The sequence below is a fragment of the Okeania sp. SIO1H4 genome (genome assembly GCF_010672695.1).
Lineage (GTDB): Bacteria > Cyanobacteriota > Cyanobacteriia > Cyanobacteriales > Microcoleaceae > Okeania > Okeania hirsuta.
Window position 1 is genome coordinate 23,914 of sequence record NZ_JAAHGB010000030.1, and the last position, 21,904, is coordinate 45,817.

Here is a 21,904-nt window from a genome sequence, read left to right on the forward strand (position 1 = left end):
GCGTGTATGATATTAATCTTAATTACTGAGGAGTCAGAACTCAGGAGTCAGGAGTCAGGAGGGAAGAAAGAAGAAGAAAAAGTATGTAGAAGGAGAAAGTTTTTTACTGGCGCTCTTATCCTGACATGATATCGTACCTCAAATCAGCAATGCCCATATTTCAAGATAACACCAAAAACTTACTACTGGCGTGACACGCCTAAAACTGTGTAATAGATTTTTGTTTCTAGTGTCTTGATCTACCATCTCCCCATCTCCCCATCTCCCCATCTCCCCATCTAATCCACCATTTTAGCTGTGTCACGCCACTACTGTGAAATTCTGATTTACAGATGACAAGTTACTGCTAATTTCAAGTCCAAATGATTCATATCACTCTCTTGTCTAGGATTAGATCACCTACAAGAGTAAGCATTTAGCAGAGAATTTAATTATGTAGGGTTTTTCTATTAGCAATGGAACCAAAATGTATGATTCAGAAACTTGTATCTAAAGCTCTTTATTTTCGCAGACTGACTCCTGAAATCGAAAATCAAATCAACTTAGAGTTGACACGACTTGGCTATATTTCTGATGTAGATTATGAAGCATTAGAATTATTAATGGAGGAGATGGATGCAGGCAGAGTCCAGCTTGTTCCCAGTATATAAACTGCAAATCATTTTAACTTTATTATGGTTGAAAATTTCAGATGTTTAACTGATATCTAACATCTATCAATTGTTGGTATTTGGTATATTATGTAAGTCTTTGATAGATAGCCTTGGTCTTTGAAAAATAAATGCTTTAATGGGTATAATTATTTAGTTGATTGTATCTGAGTCTAGTGAGTTAGTTGAATTATGATTATATTTTTTGTTAGGGTGCATAAATCTGAATTTTATATATAATTTTGATATTTTATCTAGATTTTGTGAAGTAGATTTATTTTATGTAGTTGGAGATAAATTTAAGAAGCATAAGTTAGGTGTATTAGGTTGAGATTTTGAGTGTTGATTAATTCTTTATTTGTTATTTTCATGCTATCTTCTCTACATCATTAACACAAGTTCTAAGCTTAATAAGTTTTCATAAAAATTTTTCATCACTAAATCCAGTTGAGATAGACCAGACAAAAGTCTACTATAATCCATCTCTATCAAGCTTTTTTCCATAATATACTTGGTCTATAGTAATCATATTTGGTATAACTTTAGTCAAATTCAATAACCTCTAATATTATGTCTCTTTAAATAAGCACAATAAAAAATTTAGAGAGTAGGAAGTAGGGAGTAGAGAACAAGGGGAAGTTTGAAGAATATTATCTCTCATAAAGAAGAAAATTTTTATTATGGCTAATTAATGAGATTTAATATAACTCACAGTTAAATTTTTGGTAAAATTATCAATATATTTAATAACTATAGTATTTTTATCATTTTCTTTGTGGGTTTAATACCCCACCGTCTACACGGTGTTCAAAATTACTTGGGGTGAGAATCCCCATGTAATTTTCCTCCTGTCTCCTGTCTCCTGTCTCCTGTCTCCTGTCTCCTTCTTCAAAGCAATTCCCAAGAAGCGTGAGGTACAAAATTTATTTTTTTTAGGGAGTAGGGAGTAGGGAGTAGGGAGTAGAAAAGAAGAAAAAAAACTGTACCTCAGTAACTTGAGAAACGCTATATTTGATATGTAAATTATAGATTGAGGTTTTTTCTTATTAAAAAAAGCGGGCAGATTGAGTACTTATATCCTTGTGTTTGCTACTATTGAATACTGCTTTCCCTCCTTTACTATTCCCTCCATACCTTTTTCATAGCACTTGCTCTCCACATCCTAGTGTCGCTATCCGGAAGTTAAAAGTCATGCATTTAAAAGCGAGTGCTAATTGGCGAGGTTTCCTACGTATAAAGTGCGGAAGTAATTCCGCACACAGCCCCTCCAGAATGTAAGACGCACATCTGACAGTCAATCATTTTTGATTTGTAATTGTTTGAGGATTTTGTAAATAGTTTTCAACTAATAGTTTGGGTTGAAATATATTTTATAGCAGTCCTAAGGAAAGGAGAGGGAAAAATCGAAAACTTAAAACTCAGACAACGTAAGATTTTTCCTGATTCCTTCTTGCTTATGCTATAAATTATCTTTCTCTTGGTTTCAGTAGAAATCTAAACAGTTTGCGGAGCATTCCATCAGAAAAAGCTTTTTAATCTAAAAGAATAAAAATTTGGTTGTAAAGAATAGTCTATTCAGTAAATTCTAATTTGTTAGATAATAATTTTAATTAAATCTACAAGAATAAAAAAAATCTGAACATTTTTAAATTTTTACTTTTGAGTTGGAAAAACTCCTGACTCCTGTTTAATTTGATAAGATACACTTTGCTATTGTAGATTAACTTAGTTCAGGAGTCTATATAAATCACCATGCAGCTTGCCAAAAGGTTAGAACGAATACCACCTTATCTCTTTGCTGAAATTGACCGTAAACGGAATGAATTAGTTGAAAGAGGAGTTGACATCATTAATTTGGGGGCAGGAGATCCAGATCGACCCACACCAAAACATATTATCCAGGCAATGCATGAGGCAATTCAAGACTCTACCAATCATCATTATCCGCCCTACAAAGGTATAAAGGAATATAGACAAGCAGCAGCAGATTGGATGAAACGTCGGTTTGCCATTGAAGATTTAAACCCAGAAACAGAAGTAATTTCTTCAATAGGTTCTAAAGAGTCAATTCACAATACTTTCCTAGCTTTTGTCAACCCAGGGGATTATACCATAATTCCTGACCCTGGCTATCCAGTTTATCGCACCTCAACAATTTTTGCGGAGGGTCAACCCTATCCAATGCAGCTTCAGAGTGAAAATTGGTTGCCAAATTTAAAGACTATTCCTCAAGAAGTGGCTCAAAAAGCAAAATTGTTGTGGGTGAATTATCCTAATAATCCTACTGGTGCGACAGCTAATTTAGATTTTTTTCAGGAATTAGTAAACTTTTGTCGCCATTATGACATATTACTATGTCACGACCATGCTTATTCTGAAATGGCTTATGAAGGTTATAAACCTCCTAGTATATTACAAATTCCTGGTGCAAAAGATGTAGCAATTGAATTTCATAGTTTATCTAAGTCTTACAATATGACAGGATGGCGAATTGGTTTTGTAGTAGGAAATAGTTTAGGAATAAAAGGATTAAGTCAAGTTAAATCTAATGTAGATTCTGGAGTATTTAAAGCAATTCAAAAAGCGGCGATCGCTGCTTTTTCTACTACTGAAGAAGAGTTGCAAAGTTTAGTAGCTGTTTACCAACAGCGAAGAGATATTCTAATAGAAGGTTTACAATCTTTAGGGTGGCCGATTAAACCTAATTTAGCAAGTTTATATGTATGGGTTCCGGTTCCCAAAAATTATACGTCTCAAGAATTTGTTAACTTATTGTTAGACAAATGTGGCATTATCGTGCCTCCTGGAAATGGATATGGTGCTTCTGGAGAAGGGTTTTTTCGTATTGCATTAACAGTGGAAGAAGAGCGGATTTATGCAGCATTAAAAAGAATGAAAGATGCAGGCATTAGTTATCAATTAAAGCAAGAAGGAAGAGGGAAGAGGGAAGAGGGAAGAGGGAGGAAGGTTATTAAGCAAGAAAAAACTTAAATTTCCTGTAGATATTCACCAAAGAATAAGGTCTGAAGCCTCCCCCTTTCAAGGGGATAAAAAAATGGGGATAAAAAAAATAAAGTTCAATATTTCAAACCCCTGACTTTCCTGCGGAATGCTGGGCAAACAAGTAGAGGTACTGATAACTGAAATAACCTTTGGGTTTACACAAATAATTGCCTTCGGACATGATATTAAGGGTGAAAAAAACTGATGATTTTCAACTAATAAAGGAAGAAGGAGGAAGGGTATTGAGCAAGAAAAAAACTTAAATCTCCTGTAGATATTCATCAAATAATAAGGTCTGAACCCTCCCCCTTTCAAGGGAATAAAAAAAATAAAGTTCAAGATTTTAAGCCTCTGACTTTCCTGCGTAATGCTGTGCAAACAGGTAGAGATACTGATAACTGAAATAACCTTTTGGTTTGCACAAACGATTGCCTTCGGACATGATATTAAGGGTGAAAAAACTGAGTATTTTCAACCAATAATTGTGTTTGAACAAAAAAAATTTTTACCAAATAATTAAGGTTTAAAACCAAATTTATAAATGTTTGCTACAAATATCTAGAGTATTTCTTAGGAGTCAGAAGTCAGGAGTCCTATGGGAATGCCTTTAATACGATTTTTTAGGTCGTAAATTATCTTTTTTTTCAAAGGGACATCTCCTGTAAAATCTTTTTATCGTTCTTACTATTCGTAACATTCTTTTTGAAAATTGGTATCAAGCCTCTTTTGAGTTGAAAAAAGTGCTAGATATCACGCCCAAAACCCTCAAAAAGTTACCATCAAAGGCAGGGGGGATTACAGAAAAATTTAGTAACTTGATATTCTGCGGAAAAATCTGCAACATAAATAGCTTTAAGATTTTGAACGTCTTTAGCTTGGTTAATATTTACCTGAATGTTTGAGGCATTTATTCTTAAATATTTATCGACATTTCTCGTACTTTTAACTTCAACTTGTTTATTATCAATCCACTGATAATATGTATATGGTTCTTCTACTACATAACGAACTTTTGGAGCCATTTGTTCGAGGCGTTCTCCTGCCACACCCGCAGCAATTTTGGCAATTTTTGCTTGTTCCCAATGATGATAACGATTACTGATAGTTGAACAGAGAAAAAATCCTCCCACTAACAAAATTAAAACTAGAATTAGATGTGGCAACTTTTTCAGTAAACTTGAATATTGAGACACTAATTCATTAATCAAAATATTTGGTTCTGATTTTTGATTACGGATAGTAAAACTGATAATAGCTATACTTAAACCAAAGAAACCAATGAGAATAATTAATATCAGAGATAGTTTCAGAATGTGATTGCCAAATTCAATTAATTCTTGGGGATGAGTAAGATCAGGAATATTGGGAATGCCTTGAGTAGATTGCCACATATTTTAAAAGTATAGTAGGTTTTAAGTCTTAAATTATAGTTCTTAGGTATGGGGTAATTCTGCAAAACTTAACGACAGGAGATAGTTGATTAAATCAACATTATTAATTGTCCATCTGGAAAGACTCTATAGCAATTCTAAATAGGCTGTAAAAACTCAAAAAATAGATAAAAACTCTGAAGCTGTTACTCTGTTTGTATATTGTCTTTCAGAGCTGTTGCGTTTTTCAACGTTATTTTTTACATAACCAAAATAGGACTACTATAATAATAGCTACAAATTTAAAAATTTAATTCCGCTACTCTAACTAATTTGAATTAACAATTTTGTAAGTAGGCTAAATTTATGGAAAATCAGACATTAGAAAATATTTTTAACTCCGCAGTAAATAATTATCAAAAAGGAAATTTAAAATTAGCGAAAAAAATCTGCCATCAAATCTTAGAAAGAGATACAGAAAATTGGCAGTTGCTGAATTTATTAGGGGTTATTGCTGGTTTAGAGGGGCAAGCAAAAGCAGCATTTGCCTACTTTGATCAAGCTGTGAAACTGAATCAAAATAATGCCGAAATCCATAGTAATTTGGGTCTGGCACTGAAGGAGAACCAGCAACTTGAAACAGCCATTAAACATTATCAAAAAGCTATTGAACTTCAACCAAATTATGCTGAACCGTATAACGGTTTAGGGAACATATTTTTAGAGCTAGGAAAACTTACAGAATCTCAACTTGAAGCTGCCATTGAATATTATCAAAAAGCCCTTGAACTTAAGCCAAATTATGCTGAACCATATAACGGTTTAGGCAACATATTTTTAGAGCTAGGAAAACTGGTGGAATCTCAAAAATATTATCAACAAGCTGTTAAATTAGATAAAAATCATGCAAATGCTCACTTTGGTCTGGCAAGTATCTTGCTGAAACAAGGAAATTTTATTCAAGGATTTAATGAATATGAATGGCGTTGGCAAAAGAAAGGTTTTAGCTCTCGTAATTTCTCTCAAACTTTGTGGGATGGCTCAAATTTTCAGGGCAAAACTTTGTTAGTTTATACTGAACAAGGTTTGGGAGATTCCATTCAATTTATTCGCTATATTCCTCTAGTAAAAAAATTAGGAGGGCGTGTCATTGTTGAACTTAATCAAGCTGGGTTGAAATTATTATTTACGACTGTCTCAGGAATAGATGAATTATTTGTTATAGGTGAAAAATTACCAGATTTTGATTTACAAATTCCATTAATGAGTCTACCTAGAATTTTTGGTACTACCTTAGAAACTATACCTGCTAAAATTCCTTATTTATCTGTTCCTGAATCTACTGACTTTCAGATGCCACCTGCTCCAGAAAAAAATCTCAAAATCGGCATATGTTGGCAAACAAGTAGTAACGCTAACACCAGTCAAAAACGCTCTTGCCCAGTTGAATATTTACAGGAAATTCTCAGTATAGATCAAACTAATTTTTATCTTTTACAAAAGGAAGTATTGCCAGCAGATTTAGAATGGCTAAACTCTCAAACTCAAGTATATAATAATGGTTCATCTTTTAAGAATTTAGCTGATACGGCAGCAGCAATAAAACAATTAGATTTAGTAATTAGTATAGATACAGCAGTGGCACATTTGGCAGGAGCATTAGGTAAACCAGTCTGGATTTTATTACCTTTTGATTCTGATTGGCGGTGGATGTTAGATAGAAATAATAGTCCTTGGTATCCGACAGCGCGATTATTTAGACAGACAAAAATTGGAGATTGGGATAATGTATTTGAACAGGTTGGGGAAAGTTTAAAAAAATACCTAGTGCATGATTATTCTGCGGAGCAAATGCCAAAAATTAGGGAGACAAAATTTACCGCATTTACCGCCCCTCAGATCAAACAAGCTTTGGCAGAATACAACTCAGGAAACTTTCAAGAAACAGCAAATATTTGTCAAAATATTATTCAAAAGCAGCCCCATAATTTTCGAGCTTTAGGACTTTTGGGTTTATGTGCTTATCAAGCAGGTGAAATAGAGCGGGCGATCGCTTATTATCAAGAGTCATTAAAAGTTAATCTTAATTATGCTCAAACTCATAATAATTTAGCTGTTGCACTTCAGGATAAACAGGAAATTGATGCAGCTATTAAACATTATCAAAAAGCTATTGAACTTCAACCAAATTATGCCAAAGCATATAACGGTCTAGGCTTTATATTTTTAGAGCTAGGAAAACTGGTGGAATCTCAAAAATATTATCAACAAGCTGTTAAATTAGACAAAAATCATGCAAACGCTAACTTGGCTCTGGCAGTTATTTTGCTGAAACAAGGAAATTTTATTCAAGGATTTAATGAATATGAATGGCGCTGGCAAAAGAAAGGTTTGAGTGCTCCTAATTTCTCTCAACCTGTGTGGGATGGCTCAAATTTTCAGGGCAAAACTTTGTTAGTTTATACTGAACAAGGTTTGGGAGATTCCATTCAATTTATTCGCTATATTCCTCTAGTAAAAAAATTAGGAGGGCGTGTCATTGTTGAACTTAATCAAGCTGGGTTGAAATTATTATTTACGACTGTCTCAGGAATAGATGAATTATTTGTTATAGGTGAAAAATTACCAGATTTTGATTTACAAATTCCATTAATGAGTCTACCTAGAATTTTTGGTACTACCTTAGAAACTATACCTGCTAAAATTCCTTATTTATCTGTACCAAAGTTAAGCAATTTTCCCATCCCACCTGCTCCAGAAAAAAATCTCAAAATCGGCATATGTTGGCAAACAAGCAGTAACATTAACACTAGCCAAAAACGCTCTTTCCCAGTTGAATATTTACAGGAAATTCTCAGTATAGATCAAACTAATTTTTATCTTTTACAAAAAGAAGCCTCTCCCACAGATTTAGAATGGCTGAACTCTCAAACTCAAGTATATAATAATGGTTCATCTTTTAATGATTTAGCTGATACAGCAGCAGCGATCCAACAATTAGATTTAGTAATAACAATAGATACAGTTATTGCTCATTTAGCAGGAGCATTAGGTAAATCAGTTTGGGTAATATTAAATTTTGATTCTGATTGGCGATGGATGTTAGATAGAAATGATAGTCCTTGGTATCCGACAGCGCGATTATTTAGACAGGGAAAAATAGGAGATTGGGAGAATGTATTTGAACAAGTTGGGGAAAGTTTAAAAAATTTGCTAGATAATAATTATCCCACCAATAAAAATTCTGAAATAAAGCCTATTAAATTGCCAGAAGAAGCTATTAAAAAATCGGATAATTTGAAAAATTATACCTCTGACATAATGAATAAAATTGCTATTAACTGGCCGTTAAACCCTATGACTGGTTGGGGTATTTATGGTATTAATCTTACTCTCCAACTACTTCAAAATCCCAAATATGAACCTTTATTATTAATCCCTCCTTCTATTCAACCTGGAATATTAAATCCCCTACATCAAGCTTTACTAAATCCAGCTTTTGATGCTCAGAAAAATTTGCAAAATCAACTCAAAAATCACCGAGGCAAAAAAATTAATCTCAACTTACCAATCTTACAAGCTTTAGGTAGTAATTTTTCTGTAAGTAATAATATTGTAGGAACCAAAAATATTGGAATTATTTTCTCAGAAAATACTCAATTTACCTCAGAACAAATTAATCGCTCCAAAGCTTATGATTTGATTATTACCGGATCTACCTGGAATACCAAAATTCTAGAAAACAATAGTATCAAACCTATACAAAAAGTTTTACAAGGCATTGACCAAACAATTTTTCATCCCGCACCTAAATCTAATATTTTTGGCGATCGCTTTGTTGTTTTTTCTGGTGGAAAGCTAGAATATCGCAAAGGTCAAGATATTGTCATAGCAGCTTTTAAAATCTTCCAAAAACGTTATCCAGAAGCACTATTAATTACAGCTTGGCATAATTTCTGGCCTCAATTTATGGTGGGAATTGAACAAACTGGAAATGTTGTAGGATTACCGAAAATTAGTCAAAATAAACGTTTACAAATTACTGAATGGTTATTAGAAAATGACATTCCTAGCAATGCAGTTATTGATGTTGGTCCGATTCCTAACTATATGGTAGGACAAATATTACGAGAAGCTGATGTGGCTGTATTTACAAATCGCTGCGAAGGCGGTACAAATCTTGTAGCGATGGAAAGTCTTGCCTGTGGTATCCCAACAATTATTTCTGCTAATACTGGGCATTTAGATATTATTAATAACTCTCATTGTTATCCCTTATATAATCAAAAATCTGTCAAACCTACCCCACAGTTTCCAGGTGTAGATGGTTGGGGAGAATCTGATGTTGAAGAAGTAGTAGAAATGTTAGAAAAGGTTTATTTTGATCGAGAAGATGCTCAACTTCGGAGTAAAACTGCTGTTAGTTTTATGCAAGATTTGACTTGGGAAAAACAAATTCAACGTCTTCTTATTATTCTGCAAAATATAATTTAATAAGTTATACCAATTTGATAAATGTTTGAGACAAATGATTAAGCTTTTTATTAGGAGTCAGGAGTCAGTAGTCAGGAGTTAGAATCAATAACTTAAATATCATTTATTAGTCTGAGTATCTCTTTTTAATCAAAGAGACATTTGAAGGATAATATTTTAAGTTCTCTTATTATTCTAAACATTCTTTTTTCACGCTTGGTATTGATTTATGAAAAGTAATGCTATCTTTGGCAAGTAGTAAAAATTCCTATCAAAATCACAAAAATTATTCCCAAGCATTTCCTAACGGAATTCTCTGCAAATAGCAATTCGGCAATCAGTACTTCCTCAAATTATGCTCCGTAAACGGCTTATATTTATAATAAAACTAAGATAAATGCAATTTAAAAGTTGATTTTAACACCTCTTGTACCATTTATCAAAAACTTTTCTATATTTTCTTGAGCCGGGGAGTAGGGGACCCACCCCTAACGCCTCCCAGGAGGGGAATAGGGGGAGAATTAAACATAATAATAATTCACATTAACTGGGCTGCTAATTAACAAAAAGGTTATTCTACCTGTGTTAATTACTTAATAACTGAAGTTTTGCCTAAATATAGCATTACTGTTGGTAATTGGTATTAAATTACCCAGTTTCTACAAGCCGATAATTTCAATCAAAGCAGATAACTGACAGCTAGTTAAATACTAAAATCATGTCAAATAACTAATAGTAAAATATCAAATATAAATCTCGCAAAATTATTGATAATTGGCATTATATAATTTTCAGTTAAATACTTATAACATCGCAAACAAAGGAATAGTAGTAATACTTGTACTAGCGGATTGACCACTCTTAAATGTTGCTTTGGAAAAAATGCTCAAACCTTGCCAGAGTAAAAATTAAACTCAAAAACCTAATGCACTCTTTAAAAACCGTCATTCCATTAGCATAAATAAAAAATGGTATTTCATTGTTAATTAAACAGACTTAATATGATCTAGACTGAATACAAAATTTAGATTTATCAGATTGGAATAATCTATTATATTAACCATCTTTGAAAACAAGATATTTGCAGTAAAAAAACTGGTATTTTATCGGCAATGTGCCAATGACGATATCTTTTAATTGAGTGCCATAATCGTATAACTGCCAAATATTTTTAGGGTTTCCGTATAGGTTTTCAATTCCTCTATTGCTACCTCAATAAAATCATCATTATTCTTAACTTCTATATCAATAAAAAATAAATAATCCCCTAGCGATCGCTTCGTAGGACGAGACTCTATTCTACTCATATTAATTCCCCTTTTAGCAAATACTTCCAAAGGCTTCACTAAAGCTCCTGGCACATTTGCAGGCACACTGAAACCTAGAGAAATAAAGATAGAATTTTCCGGTTGATTTATCCTATTAATTATTAATTTTAAATCAGAATTTTCTATTTCTGTACATCCTTCTTTCAATACCCAAAAGCGAGTACAATTGTCAGGATAATCATTAATTGGATAAGCTAATATAGGTAATTTATAAAGTAGAGCCGCTCTTTGAGAAGCGATCGCTGCAGCACTCCTATCCTTACCTAAATGTTGCAATGCTTCTGTAGTAGAATTATCTGGAATTTGCTGTATTTGTGGCAAAAATTTTTCTAACCAACCTTGACATTGAGCTAAAGCTTGTGGATGAGAATAAACTGTTTTAATCTCCTCAAAACTATCAGCTAATGATATTAATCCATGAGAAATAGGCAATACTAATGCTGTTTGAATCTCTAAAGAGTCCAATTGCCAAAGTGTATCCAGAGTAACAGTAACACTCCCTTCAATAGAATTTTCTACAGGTACAACTGCCAAATTAACTTCCCCTTGAGAAACTGCCCATAAAGTTTGAGCAATACTAGGATATGGACACAGAAAAGATTTTTGACCAAGCTGACTCAGTTTATTAGTAAATGCCACTGCTGCTGTCTCGGCATTGGTGCCAGCAGGGCCAAGATGTGCAATTGATATCGTCATAAAATCTCCATTTTATTTTAGATTTTAGATTAAAAAGCGTTTCTTCAGGTCATGCTCCGCAAACAGCATTTCAGCGTTTAGCAGTCAGCTGCGCGTTTGCGGAGCATTCCGGAACGGAAAGGGGATACGCGACCCCTCCTCAAATTAAACGACTTATAGAAATTCGGGGATTTAAACCCGAGCTTTTAGCGCGCTGAAAGCTGATTGTTGTTTGCAGAGCATTCCGGTACGGAAAATGCTGATAGCTAGTTAAGCCCAATTTCTATAAAATTGAATAAGTTACACTTCGTAAAATTACGTTATATTTCTTCAATTAGTTCTCATCCATCAACCATTATGATCACTAGAATTACTCAATTTTACCTAAATCCCCTCCTGGTTAATGAGTAAATTTGAGTGAAGACTTCAGTATGATCCAAGTCACATTAATAAATGTGAAGATTTTATAAACTTTAGGTATTAAAGTATTGATTTTTATACAGATATACAAATAATGATTACTAGATTCACCGCATCCCAATCAGTAGATATTCCCGTAGTTGAGCAACAAGTTCCTATTCATCACTATCTTCGTCAACCGAAACGCCTAGTAAATGCTTTGGTAGATCCAACAAGATTGGAGCAATTAGACAAAGATAGCTTTCGCCTCAAAATGCGTCCACTACACTTTATGATGTTAACTATTCAACCAACTGTAGATATACGGGTTTGGGCGAGCGCTAATGGCACAATTTACTTAAAGTCAGAGGGTTGTGAAATTCGTGGCGTAGAATATATTAATCAGCGTTTTGCCCTCAATCTAGTTGGTATTCTCCAAAACTACCAAATTAAAGGAGTTACTCATCTCAAAGGCAAAGCAGATTTAGAAGTTAAGGTAGAATTACCTCCTCCATTATGGTTAACACCTCTACCAGTTTTAGAAACAACTGGTAATGGTTTACTTAAAAGTGTATTAATGACAATTAAGCAAAGATTGACCCATCAACTATTAGCTGATTATCATCAATGGGCCTGTAATGAAACTGAGGTATTAGCTAATAGTCAACAAGGTTCTGTTTTATCTGCTGGTAGTCAAGCAATTTAACCTAGCAGTATTTAGTTCTCTCCACTCCAGCTTGACGGAAGTTGTTACAAAATTTAATATCTTCTAATATAAGGTCATTAATAGTTTTAATAAAAATTACTTAATTTTACTAGCTACTATTATGTATAATAATTTTTTTGCATCTCAATCCGTCAATATACCCGTTCCAGAGCAGTCTATAAGTATTAACAGTTATTTAAGTCAACCACAACGTATTGTAGAAGTCCTAGCAAACCCTAATTGTATAGAAAAATTAACTAACGATACATATCGTTTGAAAATGAACCCTCTCAAATTCTTTATGTTGAAAATTGAACCAATTATCGACATGAAAATTTTGACAACTTCTGAAGGAGTAGTCAATTTAAAGTCTGTTGGTTGCGAACTGAAAGGGATTGAAATGATTAATGAACATTTTCAATTGAATCTCAATGGTACAATGCAGCCAACTAAAATTCAGAAAAAAACTATTCTAGAGGGAAAAGTAGAGTTAGCTTTACAAATATTTTTACCTCCTCCTTTCAATAAAATACCCAAGTCGATTTTGCTATCTACAGGAAATAACTTATTAGGTAGTATCTTACTCAAAATGAAGCAAGGATTGATGGATAAATTATTATTAGACTATAGCAACTGGGCAAAGTCTGAAGAGAGGAGTTTACTAGCTGCTTAGTTTTCTAAAAAAGTACTTGATGAGGTTGTGACAAAGCTTATGGGAAAATAATATTTAGGAAGTGAGTCAGAAAGTACAATTAAGTAGCTTCCTAATTCCCACTACCAATTATTGAGCTATATATTCTATTATTGAGATTATCCCGACATTCCGCCCCTGCGACAACGCGAGATTTCAACCATTGCTGATTAGGGCTTTCTGCTGCCTCTTGACAGAGGAGCTACACTAACAATACACCTACTTCCAAGGCTTTTACCTCTTTCCGGTTTTAAGGTTACTCAACATACTGAAACCGCTAGCCCTGCATACTTACCTATAATAACACACTATTGCTAAAAGCACAAGATTAATTGGTTTTTCCTTAGGGATGCGGAAGCAAACATCCCGACCCTACCTGATAAGGAGAGCGCGGGTATTCAACCAACCTGGAGATAACTTTCTCTAAACAAAAGCCTTGAATTTATACATCATTCATTGCTAAAGTTTATTTTAAAGTATCTTTCAGAACAGTTCTAGCTGCAAGATGATTGCGAGTAGATGTGAGAATTTCTACTTCTCTTTCCAATCTAGTAGCAGTATCTTGCATCTCCAAAAGAGCTTGCTGTTCAGTTGCTACCCCATAAAGATTGCTAGCTACCCAATATGACAATTCTTTTGGTAAACTAGGAATATCAGTTGGTAATTCTATACTCTGGTCCATAAGTTTACCTGAAAGATGAACTACATCTTTTAGCAAAGCTTCAACTTGATTTGATAACTCTCCAAGAGTATTTTCTGAAGAATCATCTTCTATCCACTCAACCAAACCAACTAGATAAGGTTTCTCTCTAATTGTGTCTAAAACTCTAAATCTCTGCTCACCTACTGTCAAAACCTTCATCCGATCGTCAGGTAAGCGTTGGTAGTTCTCAATCTTAGCGCAACATCCAGTGGCCACAAGTCGGTCTTGAGTAGAATCCCACATCAAAACACCAAATCTACTATCGCTTTCTAGAACTGTATTCATCATAATTCTATAGCGAAATTCAAAGATGTGTAGTGGTAGAGGTCTACCTGGAAATAATACTACTTCTGGTAGTGGAAATAGGGGAAGTTCTCGAACAGCTACAGAAGAGGATGCCATCTTTCATCATTAAAATAAAGTTTTGCTTCTTAATACTTCTTATACCTTAGCTGATTTTTCTATTCTTTAGATATCTATAGGCTTAATATTTTTGATTTTTGGGAATTTTTACATATAGCAGGGAACAGGGAACAGTAGGAAAAGCATTTCTCTGTATTACTGTTCATCAGCAGTCTATGCCAAACACCAAATCTTCCTTGCTATAAATATCAAGATAATTTGAAGTTTTGGTAAAAAATTTGTATTTTTGAGCATCAAACACAAAAAATTGTAGTGTCTCAGAATTCTTATTCACCAAAGTACATTAATATAAGTCCGAGGGATAACTGTAGGCCATGGGTACATTCAATAATTCTAGACTAGCAACTACCCATGGACTAATTTTGCTATAACTTCACTTCAATATCTACACCTGCTGGTAAATCAAGTTTCATCAGCGCATCAATTGTTTTTGATGAAGGTTGATAAATATCTATAATTCTACGGTGTGTCCTAGTTTCAAAGTGTTCTCGTGAATCTTTATCAACGTGGGGCGATCGCAGTAGACAGTAAATGCGTCGTTTTGTGGGCAATGGTATTGGCCCAATAGCTGTAGCTCCCGTTCTATTTGCCGTATCTACAATTTTTTCACAAGATGTATCAAGTAAACGACGGTCAAATGCCTTGAGGCGAATCCGAATTTTTTGCTGTTGAATTGTGGCCATTTATCTTCTTTAATTTTCTAGGTTCAGATTTTAATGAAGTCAGTAGTCAGTAGTTATTTTTGCAACTCGGACTTTGAGCAACCCCCTTTTTCTGAAGTTAGAAGTTGCTTTTGTAAAGGAGATTTTAAGTAACCCTCCAAAAAAATTATTATTTTGATCAAAATTAACCTTCATCAATAAGCAGCAGAAAAGCAAATATCAATAAGTTATGTATGTACTTTTCTGCCACTTAATCTTTGAGGAAGTTGTCCTACTCTATAATCTTAGAAACAACACCAGCGCCAATAGTTCTCCCTCCTTCACGAATGGCAAAACGCATACCTTGTTCAATTGCCACTGGGTTGATTAGTTGAACCGTCATTTTAATCCGGTCACCAGGCATTACCATTTCTGCCGCACTACCATCATCAGCAGTAAAAGACTCAATAGCACCAGTCACATCTGTTGTCCGGATGTAGAATTGAGGACGATAGTTAGGGAAGAAAGGTGTATGACGACCTCCTTCTTCCTTTTTGAGAACATAAACTTCAGATTCAAATTTTTTGTGGGGAGTGATAGAGCCTGGTTGGGCCAATACCATGCCACGTTGAATATCATCTTTCTGCATACCACGCAGTAGCAATCCCACATTATCACCAGCCATTCCTTCGTCCAAAATTTTCTGGAACATTTCCACACCGGTAACTGTAGTATTACGAGTGTCTTTGATACCTACCAATTCCACAGTTTCACCGACTTTAACCTTACCACGCTCAATCCGTCCTGTAGCTACAGTACCACGACCAGTAATAGAGAAGACATCCTCTACCGCCATTAGGAAAGGCTTATCAACATCGCGTTCTGGTGTAGGAATATATCCATCAACTTCATCCATCAGAGCGAGAATTTTATCTACCCACTCATTTTCACCCTTTCCTATGCTTGGGTTAGCTGTTAGTGCTTCTACTGCCTGTAAAGCAGAACCAGCAGCGATCGGAATATTATCTCCATCAAAATCATAGTCACTTAAAAGTTCCCGAACTTCAAGTTCCACCAATTCCAAAAGTTCCTCATCATCCACCATATCTTGCTTATTGAGGAAAACCACGATATTAGGAACACCTACCTGTTTGGCCAATAGAATATGCTCGCGAGTTTGGGGCATTGGACCATCAGCCGCAGAAACTACTAGAATTGCACCGTCCATTTGAGCTGCACCTGTAATCATATTTTTTACATAGTCAGCGTGTCCAGGACAATCAACATGAGCATAGTGACGCCCTTCTGTTTCATACTCTACATGAGCAGTATTAATTGTAATACCCCGTGCTTTCTCTTCTGGAGCTGCATCAATATCAGCATAATTCCTTGCCTTAGCTTTTCCTTGCGCTGCTAGACTCATTGTAATTGCCGCAGTCAAGGTTGTCTTGCCATGGTCAACGTGTCCAATAGTACCAATATTGACGTGAGGTTTGTTTCTTTCAAATTTTGCGCGTGCCATTAATTACTTGTTCCTTTTTTTTCCGTTGTTAATTCCGCCTTCCTTGCATGAGGAAACGGATGCACTGATTCATAATAGATAAATTTTGACAACTCTGCCGAGCCGTTTAACTAATCTTTGTTGGCCGTTTCTTTCAATCGCCTATTTTTTTTAGTCAATTGTCAGTTTTCATTTAGCAGTCAGTTCTTTTATTTTCACATTATTCAATCCAAAACTAAAACTTTAATCTAAGAACTAAATAAATTCCAGAATTGCTAGACATATCCTTTGGTCTTAGCAATGATAGTCTCTGCCACATTACGAGGCACTTCCTCATAGTGACTAAATTCCATTGAAAAGATACCACGACCTTGAGTTTTTGACCTCATGTCAGTAGCATAACCAAACATTTCTGCTAAAGGAACTTTTGCTGTTACTTTAGCCATACTTGATTCTACTCCTTGCCCCTCTATTTGTCCTCTTCTAGAGTTAAGGTCTCCGATAATATTACCAATATATTCTTCAGGTACTTCTATCTCAATCTTCATCTTTGGCTCTAATAACACAGGTGAAGCTTTAGTAACACCTTCCTTAATTGCCATAGAGCCAGCAATTTTAAAAGCCATTTCCGAAGAATCCACATCATGGTAAGATCCATCTACCAGAGTAGCCTTAACATCTATTAATGGATAACCAGCCAAAACCCCTGCTTCACAAGCCTCTTTCATTCCTTGTTCTGCTGGACTAATAAATTCTTTAGGTACTGTCCCTCCAACAATCTTGGAGACAAACTCAAAACCACTACCTAGCTCTCCTGGTTCCAGTTCTATGACCACATGGCCGTACTGACCTTTACCACCACTTTGACGGATAAATTTACCTTCGGCCTCAACCTGTTGGCGAATAGTCTCTCGATAAGCCACCTGTGGTTGACCTACATTAGCTTCCACCTTATATTCCCGCAGCATCCGGTCTACCAAGATTTCCAAGTGAAGCTCACCCATCCCAGCAATTACTGTTTGGTTAGTTTCTGGATTAATACTAACTCGGAATGTAGGATCTTCGTCTGAAAGAGCCTGAAGTGCCTGAGATAGTTTCTCCATATCTTGTTTAGTTTTGGGTTCCACGGCCACAGATATAACTGGCTCAGGAACATAAAGAGACTCTAGAAGAATTTGATTATCCTTATCACAAACAGTATCACCTGTCAAGGTATGTTTCATACCTACAACTGCCCCCAAGTCTCCTGCCCGAAGTTCATCTACATCTATTTTTTCATCAGCTTTGAGAACAATTAGGCGAGAAATTCTTTCTTTCTTATCCTTAGTAGAATTGAGGATATAACTACCTTTGGAAAGGACTCCAGAATATACCCGCAAAAAGGTGAGACGACCATAAGGGTCTGACATAATTTTAAATGCCAGAGCTGCTAGAGGAGCTTCATCATCTGAAGGTCTTGTACCTAGCTCGCCATTTGGCAATGTTCCTTCAATTGCTGGGACTTCTGTCGGAGCAGGCAAATAATCTACTACTGCATCAAGTAGAAGTTGAACACCTTTATTTTTGAAAGCTGAACCACATAACATTGGTACAACTGTACCTTTAATAGTGGCTTGACGTAGAGCTTTACGAATTTCTTCTTCTGTAAATTCCTCTCCTTCAAGGTACTTTTCTGTCAGAGCATCATCTGTTTCTGCTACTGACTCAACTAGCTTCAGGCGATATTCCTGTGCTAACTCTTCTACTTCTGCTGGAATTTCCGTTTTTTGAATATCTGTTCCGAGGTCATTGGTGTAGAGAAAAGCTTTCATCCCCACCAAATCTACAATTCCCCTAAATTCATTTTCACTACCGATAGGAATTTGGACCGGGACTGCATTAGCTCGGAGGCGATCGCGAATTTGCTCGTATACCTTGAAGAAGTTAGCCCCTGTCCTGTCCATCTTATTGACAAAGGCCATACGAGGCACTTCGTAACGATCGGCTTGACGCCAGACAGTTTCTGATTGAGGTTGTACTCCTCCTACCGAGCAGAATACAGCTATTATTCCATCCAGAACCCTCATAGAACGTTCTACTTCTATGGTGAAGTCCACGTGTCCTGGAGTATCAATAATATTAATTTGATGGTCTAACCACTTAGTGCTAATAGCAGCCGCAGTAATAGTAATTCCACGTTCTCGCTCTTGAGCCATCCAGTCGGTAACTGCGGTCCCATCGTGAACTTCCCCCATTTTATGTACTATACCGGAATAAAATAGGATTCTTTCTGTTGTTGTTGTCTTACCAGCATCTATATGAGCTGCGATACCAATATTTCGCACGCGCTCAAGTGGCATACTACGTCCCACAGTTACCTCCTTTATCTATGCTTCAGATTTTTACGCTTGATTAAAATTCTATATTTTAGGCATAAGTGGTTATATTATTCTTAATAACGATAGTGAGCAAAAGCCTTATTTGCTTCTGCCATTCTGTGAGTTTCTTCTCGCTTACGAACTGCACTACCTGTTTCGTTAGCTGCATCCATTAACTCATTGGCTAATTTCATGGCCATTGTTTTTCCTCCTCTAGACCTAGAATATTGCACCAACCAACGCAGAGCTAGGCTAGTTCCACGATCTGAGCGGACTTCCATTGGCACTTGGTATGTTGCACCACCCACACGACGGGCTTTAACTTCTACTAAAGGAGTCACATTCCGGACTGCTTTTTCAAATAGTTCTAAAGGATCTGAATCTGTCCTTTCTTCAATAGTTTTAAACGCATCGTAGACGATATTAAAGGCTAAAGATTTTTTACCGTGACGCATTATACGTCGTACCATCATACTTACTAATCGACTATTGTACTGTGCATCTGGAGGAACAGGACATCTTTGAACAACTCTACGACGAGACATATTATCACAACCAATAAACTAAACTTTAAATAATTTATATTTGACTAATAAATACAAAATTCAATATCTATTACATACTAATTTTACCTAATGTTTTCTTGAATTTTGCATTCTACCTACTAACTTAAGCTTTAGGCTTTTTCGCCCCATACTTAGAACGACTTTGTTTACGATCTTTAACTCCTGCGGTATCTAATGTGCCACGAATAATGTGATATCTCACACCAGGCAGGTCTTTAACCCTACCACCTCTAATCATAACTACAGAGTGCTCTTGTAAGTTATGACCAATACCAGGGATATAGGCAGTTACTTCAAAACCCGAAGTTAGACGTACCCTAGCCACCTTACGGAGAGCTGAGTTAGGCTTTTTTGGTGTAGTGGTGTATACTCTTGTGCATACTCCACGACGTTGAGGGCAACTTTTAAGAGCCGGAGATTTAGTTTTCTTCTGAGTTTCTTGACGAGCTGAACGAATTAGTTGTTGGATTGTTGGCATGAGTTATTAGTAACAGTTTTTCTTGTAATTCTTCTTAATCCCCTCGCTACAAAATATAATACTTTTGGGCGAGCTTACTTAGAAAATTTGTTCCCAATTTTTTTCCTAATAATTATTTATGTAAAAAGCGTTTCAGTCCGGAATTATCCGCAAACAGCTAATCAGCGTTTAGCAGTCAGCTTTGTGCAAAGGTGATACGCGACCCCTCCTAAAATTAAACGACAAGCTCAGAAGAAGTCGGAGATTTAAACCCAAGCTTTTAGCGTGCTGAAAGCTAAGTGCTGTTTGCAGAGCATTCCGGTACGGAAAATGCTGATAAATAGTTAAAGAAGAAGTATATTTTGGTAAATTACTTTGACCTTTAAAAAATATCCACTTTATAAATTAGCCTCTTTAACTATTAGGAATAAATTACCGTTGCGCCATAGGAACCTTTGGTGCAACGGCCTATTTTTCAGGAAGTTTAGGGAAATTATCAAAACATTAATTTTTTGCTTTGTCCCTACTTATTCTAAAAAACTTTACAAACAATCTTTTATTATAGGTTAGTAATACGTTTTTGTCAACATCAAATCGAAAAGGAATTTCCACAACCACAGGTAGCTTTAGCATTAGGGTTGTTAAATCGGAAGCCTCCACCCATAAGGTCCTCAGAATAGTCCAAGGTTAATCCATTCAGATAGTTTAGTTGTTGAGAGTCAACTACGACTTTAACTTTCCCACAGTCATAAACTCGGTCGTTACTGGCCAACTGTTCGTCAAACTCCATTATGTAATAGAAACTACAGCAGCCACCAGATTTAAACTTCAAACGAAATAAGGAATTTTGGTTTTGATGTTTAGACCTAAGACGAATAATTTCTTGGACTGCTGCTTCGCTCAAGTTAATCATTCACAAATTTTTTTTTGCTTACCAGTTAAAATTAGGACTTTGTTCGGGCATAATCATCTTGAAAACGAACAATATCATCCTCTCCAAGGTACTCTCCATTTTGTACTTCAATCAATACTAAAGGAATAACTCCTGGATTTTCTAAGCGATGAGAAGTACATTGAGGTACATAGGTAGATTGATTGTTTTGCAGAATTTCTTCTTTGTCTCCACAGACAACCTTAGCAGTTCCTGAAACAACAATCCAATGCTCGCTACGATGGTGGTGCATTTGTAGACTAAGTCTATGCCCTGGTTTGACTTCTATTCGCTTGATTTTGTATCCAAGTCCATCTTCTAAAACTGTGAACGATCCCCAAGGACGTTCGGTGGTAGCCATTCCTTTTAAGGAAGAAGGTATAGACAATTTAGGAGTTTGGGCTACTTCTTTAACTTGTTGTACCATTTTTTGACGATCTCCAAAAAAAATAAAATACTTATGGTTATGTGTAATCTCCTGAACTCAGAGATTATTAGAGACTATATCTCTAAAATCTGGTATACAAACAATTCTCTCACCTAGTATTTTTAGAGGTTCAGACTGAATACAAATAGCTTAGGGGTCGAGTCAAATTGGATACCATATAAACCATAGCAAAATTACCCCTATTACTGTCACCCCCTATTCAAGCTTTTTGAATATCTACATCAAATCTTCATATATCTAGATAGATATATAGAGTTAGAGAAAATCAAAAACTATTTATAGTAGACATCTGGTGAAAACTTAGTTTTTGCCCAGGTATGCCAAGGGTTTGAGATTAATTCTTAAAGAGGTCTAGTACCTATAGTCCTCATAACTAAGTTTTGCTTCATTCTGCTTCAGATTTTTTAAGCTGTTTAAAAGTCATAGATATTTTCGAGCTTTATACACTATGTATACTATTGACTCCAGTATCATAATTAACTCGATCCTGAAAAATTATACTGTGAGTATGTATAAGGCCACCATGATCAAAGTAAGGCCTAATTTTAGAGGCATGTCCATAAGCAAATATTTTTTTATCTA

Annotated in this window: 17 protein-coding genes; 6 read left to right on the forward strand and 11 right to left on the reverse strand. The window is 35.4% G+C overall.

All coding sequences use genetic code 11. The annotated features are described in order from the left end of the window. The first annotated feature begins 6 nt into the window (after positions 1 to 6). Both F6K06_RS19000 and F6K06_RS19005 read left to right on the forward strand, forming a co-directional pair. Entirely contained in the window at positions 7 to 129 is a 123-nt protein-coding gene (locus F6K06_RS19000; RefSeq protein WP_275670467.1) for a hypothetical protein, read from the forward strand. Between the two features lie 341 nt (positions 130 to 470). After that, a complete protein-coding gene (locus F6K06_RS19005) occupies positions 471 to 650 on the forward strand; it encodes a hypothetical protein (protein WP_287242750.1) in 180 nt (59 codons plus the stop codon). 764 nt (positions 651 to 1,414) lie between these two features. On the opposite strand, the gene F6K06_RS19010 is transcribed toward F6K06_RS19005, so the two are convergent. Further along, entirely contained in the window at positions 1,415 to 1,570 is a 156-nt protein-coding gene (locus tag F6K06_RS19010; RefSeq protein ID WP_287242752.1) for a hypothetical protein, read from the reverse strand. A gap of 832 nt (positions 1,571 to 2,402) precedes the next feature. Here F6K06_RS19010 and F6K06_RS19015 point away from each other — a divergent pair. Continuing rightward, positions 2,403 to 3,641: a pyridoxal phosphate-dependent aminotransferase gene (locus F6K06_RS19015; protein WP_124147534.1), complete on the forward strand. Its 1,239-nt coding sequence runs from the start codon at positions 2,403 to 2,405 to the stop codon at positions 3,639 to 3,641. Positions 3,642 to 4,432: 791 nt separating this feature from the next. On the opposite strand, the gene F6K06_RS19020 is transcribed toward F6K06_RS19015, so the two are convergent. Further along, positions 4,433 to 5,044, reverse strand: a complete 612-nt coding sequence (locus F6K06_RS19020) for a hypothetical protein (protein WP_124147533.1) — start codon at positions 5,042 to 5,044, stop codon at positions 4,433 to 4,435. Between the two features lie 345 nt (positions 5,045 to 5,389). On the opposite strand from F6K06_RS19020, the gene F6K06_RS19025 reads away from it, so the two are divergent. Continuing rightward, positions 5,390 to 9,517 (forward strand): tetratricopeptide repeat protein, encoded by a 4,128-nt coding sequence (locus F6K06_RS19025; RefSeq protein WP_287242755.1) that lies wholly within the window; start codon positions 5,390 to 5,392, stop codon positions 9,515 to 9,517. A gap of 1,112 nt (positions 9,518 to 10,629) precedes the next feature. Here the strand turns inward: F6K06_RS19025 and pheA are convergent. Beyond that, on the reverse strand, positions 10,630 to 11,520 hold the full coding sequence (pheA, locus tag F6K06_RS19030) for a prephenate dehydratase (protein ID WP_124146097.1): 891 nt from the start codon (positions 11,518 to 11,520) through the stop codon (positions 10,630 to 10,632). Between the two features lie 493 nt (positions 11,521 to 12,013). Here pheA and F6K06_RS19035 point away from each other — a divergent pair, with 493 nt between their 5' ends. Further along, positions 12,014 to 12,604 carry a DUF1997 domain-containing protein gene (locus tag F6K06_RS19035; protein WP_124146098.1) on the forward strand — a complete coding sequence of 197 codons (591 nt, stop codon included), beginning with the start codon at positions 12,014 to 12,016 and terminating at the stop codon, positions 12,602 to 12,604. A 121-nt stretch (positions 12,605 to 12,725) separates the two neighbouring features. Beyond that, the gene (locus F6K06_RS19040; RefSeq protein WP_124146099.1) at positions 12,726 to 13,277 is read left to right on the forward strand and encodes a DUF1997 domain-containing protein; all 552 of its coding nucleotides are present in this window, start codon (positions 12,726 to 12,728) and stop codon (positions 13,275 to 13,277) included. A gap of 484 nt (positions 13,278 to 13,761) precedes the next feature. Here the strand turns inward: F6K06_RS19040 and F6K06_RS19045 are convergent, their stop codons facing one another. The 8 genes from F6K06_RS19045 to F6K06_RS19080 form a co-directional block, all read right to left on the reverse strand. Then, positions 13,762 to 14,400 carry an LON peptidase substrate-binding domain-containing protein gene (locus tag F6K06_RS19045; protein ID WP_124146100.1) on the reverse strand — a complete coding sequence of 213 codons (639 nt, stop codon included), beginning with the start codon at positions 14,398 to 14,400 and terminating at the stop codon, positions 13,762 to 13,764. A 386-nt stretch (positions 14,401 to 14,786) separates the two neighbouring features. Next, positions 14,787 to 15,095 carry a 30S ribosomal protein S10 gene (rpsJ, locus tag F6K06_RS19050; RefSeq protein WP_202219847.1) on the reverse strand — a complete coding sequence of 103 codons (309 nt, stop codon included), beginning with the start codon at positions 15,093 to 15,095 and terminating at the stop codon, positions 14,787 to 14,789. A 259-nt stretch (positions 15,096 to 15,354) separates the two neighbouring features. Beyond that, the gene (gene tuf / locus F6K06_RS19055) at positions 15,355 to 16,584 is read right to left on the reverse strand and encodes an elongation factor Tu (protein ID WP_124155033.1); all 1,230 of its coding nucleotides are present in this window, start codon (positions 16,582 to 16,584) and stop codon (positions 15,355 to 15,357) included. Positions 16,585 to 16,838: 254 nt separating this feature from the next. After that, entirely contained in the window at positions 16,839 to 18,914 is a 2,076-nt protein-coding gene (gene fusA / locus F6K06_RS19060) for an elongation factor G (RefSeq protein ID WP_124146102.1), read from the reverse strand. Between the two features lie 80 nt (positions 18,915 to 18,994). Further along, entirely contained in the window at positions 18,995 to 19,465 is a 471-nt protein-coding gene (gene rpsG, locus F6K06_RS19065) for a 30S ribosomal protein S7 (protein ID WP_124146103.1), read from the reverse strand. Between the two features lie 124 nt (positions 19,466 to 19,589). After that, complete coding sequence (rpsL, locus tag F6K06_RS19070) at positions 19,590 to 19,964, reverse strand: 30S ribosomal protein S12 (RefSeq protein ID WP_124146104.1); 375 nt, start codon at positions 19,962 to 19,964, stop codon at positions 19,590 to 19,592. Between the two features lie 568 nt (positions 19,965 to 20,532). Continuing rightward, a complete protein-coding gene (locus tag F6K06_RS19075) occupies positions 20,533 to 20,856 on the reverse strand; it encodes an iron-sulfur cluster assembly accessory protein (protein ID WP_124146105.1) in 324 nt (107 codons plus the stop codon). 31 nt (positions 20,857 to 20,887) lie between these two features. After that, positions 20,888 to 21,301 (reverse strand): phosphomannose isomerase type II C-terminal cupin domain, encoded by a 414-nt coding sequence (locus F6K06_RS19080; protein WP_124146106.1) that lies wholly within the window; start codon positions 21,299 to 21,301, stop codon positions 20,888 to 20,890. Between the last annotated feature and the right edge of the window lie 603 nt (positions 21,302 to 21,904).

Excerpts from the sequence above, each read along its gene's own strand:
- F6K06_RS19000 (WP_275670467.1), top strand. The coding sequence starts at position 7 with ATGATATTAATCTTAATTACTGAGGAGTCAGAACTCAGGAGTCAGGAG.
- F6K06_RS19005 (WP_287242750.1), top strand. The coding sequence starts at position 471 with ATGATTCAGAAACTTGTATCTAAAGCTCTTTATTTTCGCAGACTGACT.
- F6K06_RS19015 (WP_124147534.1), top strand. The coding sequence starts at position 2,403 with ATGCAGCTTGCCAAAAGGTTAGAACGAATACCACCTTATCTCTTTGCT.
- F6K06_RS19020 (WP_124147533.1), bottom strand. The coding sequence starts at position 5,044 with ATGTGGCAATCTACTCAAGGCATTCCCAATATTCCTGATCTTACTCAT.
- F6K06_RS19025 (WP_287242755.1), top strand. The coding sequence starts at position 5,390 with ATGGAAAATCAGACATTAGAAAATATTTTTAACTCCGCAGTAAATAAT.
- pheA (WP_124146097.1), bottom strand. The coding sequence starts at position 11,520 with ATGACGATATCAATTGCACATCTTGGCCCTGCTGGCACCAATGCCGAG.
- F6K06_RS19035 (WP_124146098.1), top strand. The coding sequence starts at position 12,014 with ATGATTACTAGATTCACCGCATCCCAATCAGTAGATATTCCCGTAGTT.
- F6K06_RS19040 (WP_124146099.1), top strand. The coding sequence starts at position 12,726 with ATGTATAATAATTTTTTTGCATCTCAATCCGTCAATATACCCGTTCCA.
- F6K06_RS19045 (WP_124146100.1), bottom strand. The coding sequence starts at position 14,400 with ATGGCATCCTCTTCTGTAGCTGTTCGAGAACTTCCCCTATTTCCACTA.
- tuf (WP_124155033.1), bottom strand. The coding sequence starts at position 16,584 with ATGGCACGCGCAAAATTTGAAAGAAACAAACCTCACGTCAATATTGGT.
- rpsG (WP_124146103.1), bottom strand. The coding sequence starts at position 19,465 with ATGTCTCGTCGTAGAGTTGTTCAAAGATGTCCTGTTCCTCCAGATGCA.
- rpsL (WP_124146104.1), bottom strand. The coding sequence starts at position 19,964 with ATGCCAACAATCCAACAACTAATTCGTTCAGCTCGTCAAGAAACTCAG.
- F6K06_RS19075 (WP_124146105.1), bottom strand. The coding sequence starts at position 20,856 with ATGATTAACTTGAGCGAAGCAGCAGTCCAAGAAATTATTCGTCTTAGG.
- F6K06_RS19080 (WP_124146106.1), bottom strand. The coding sequence starts at position 21,301 with ATGGTACAACAAGTTAAAGAAGTAGCCCAAACTCCTAAATTGTCTATA.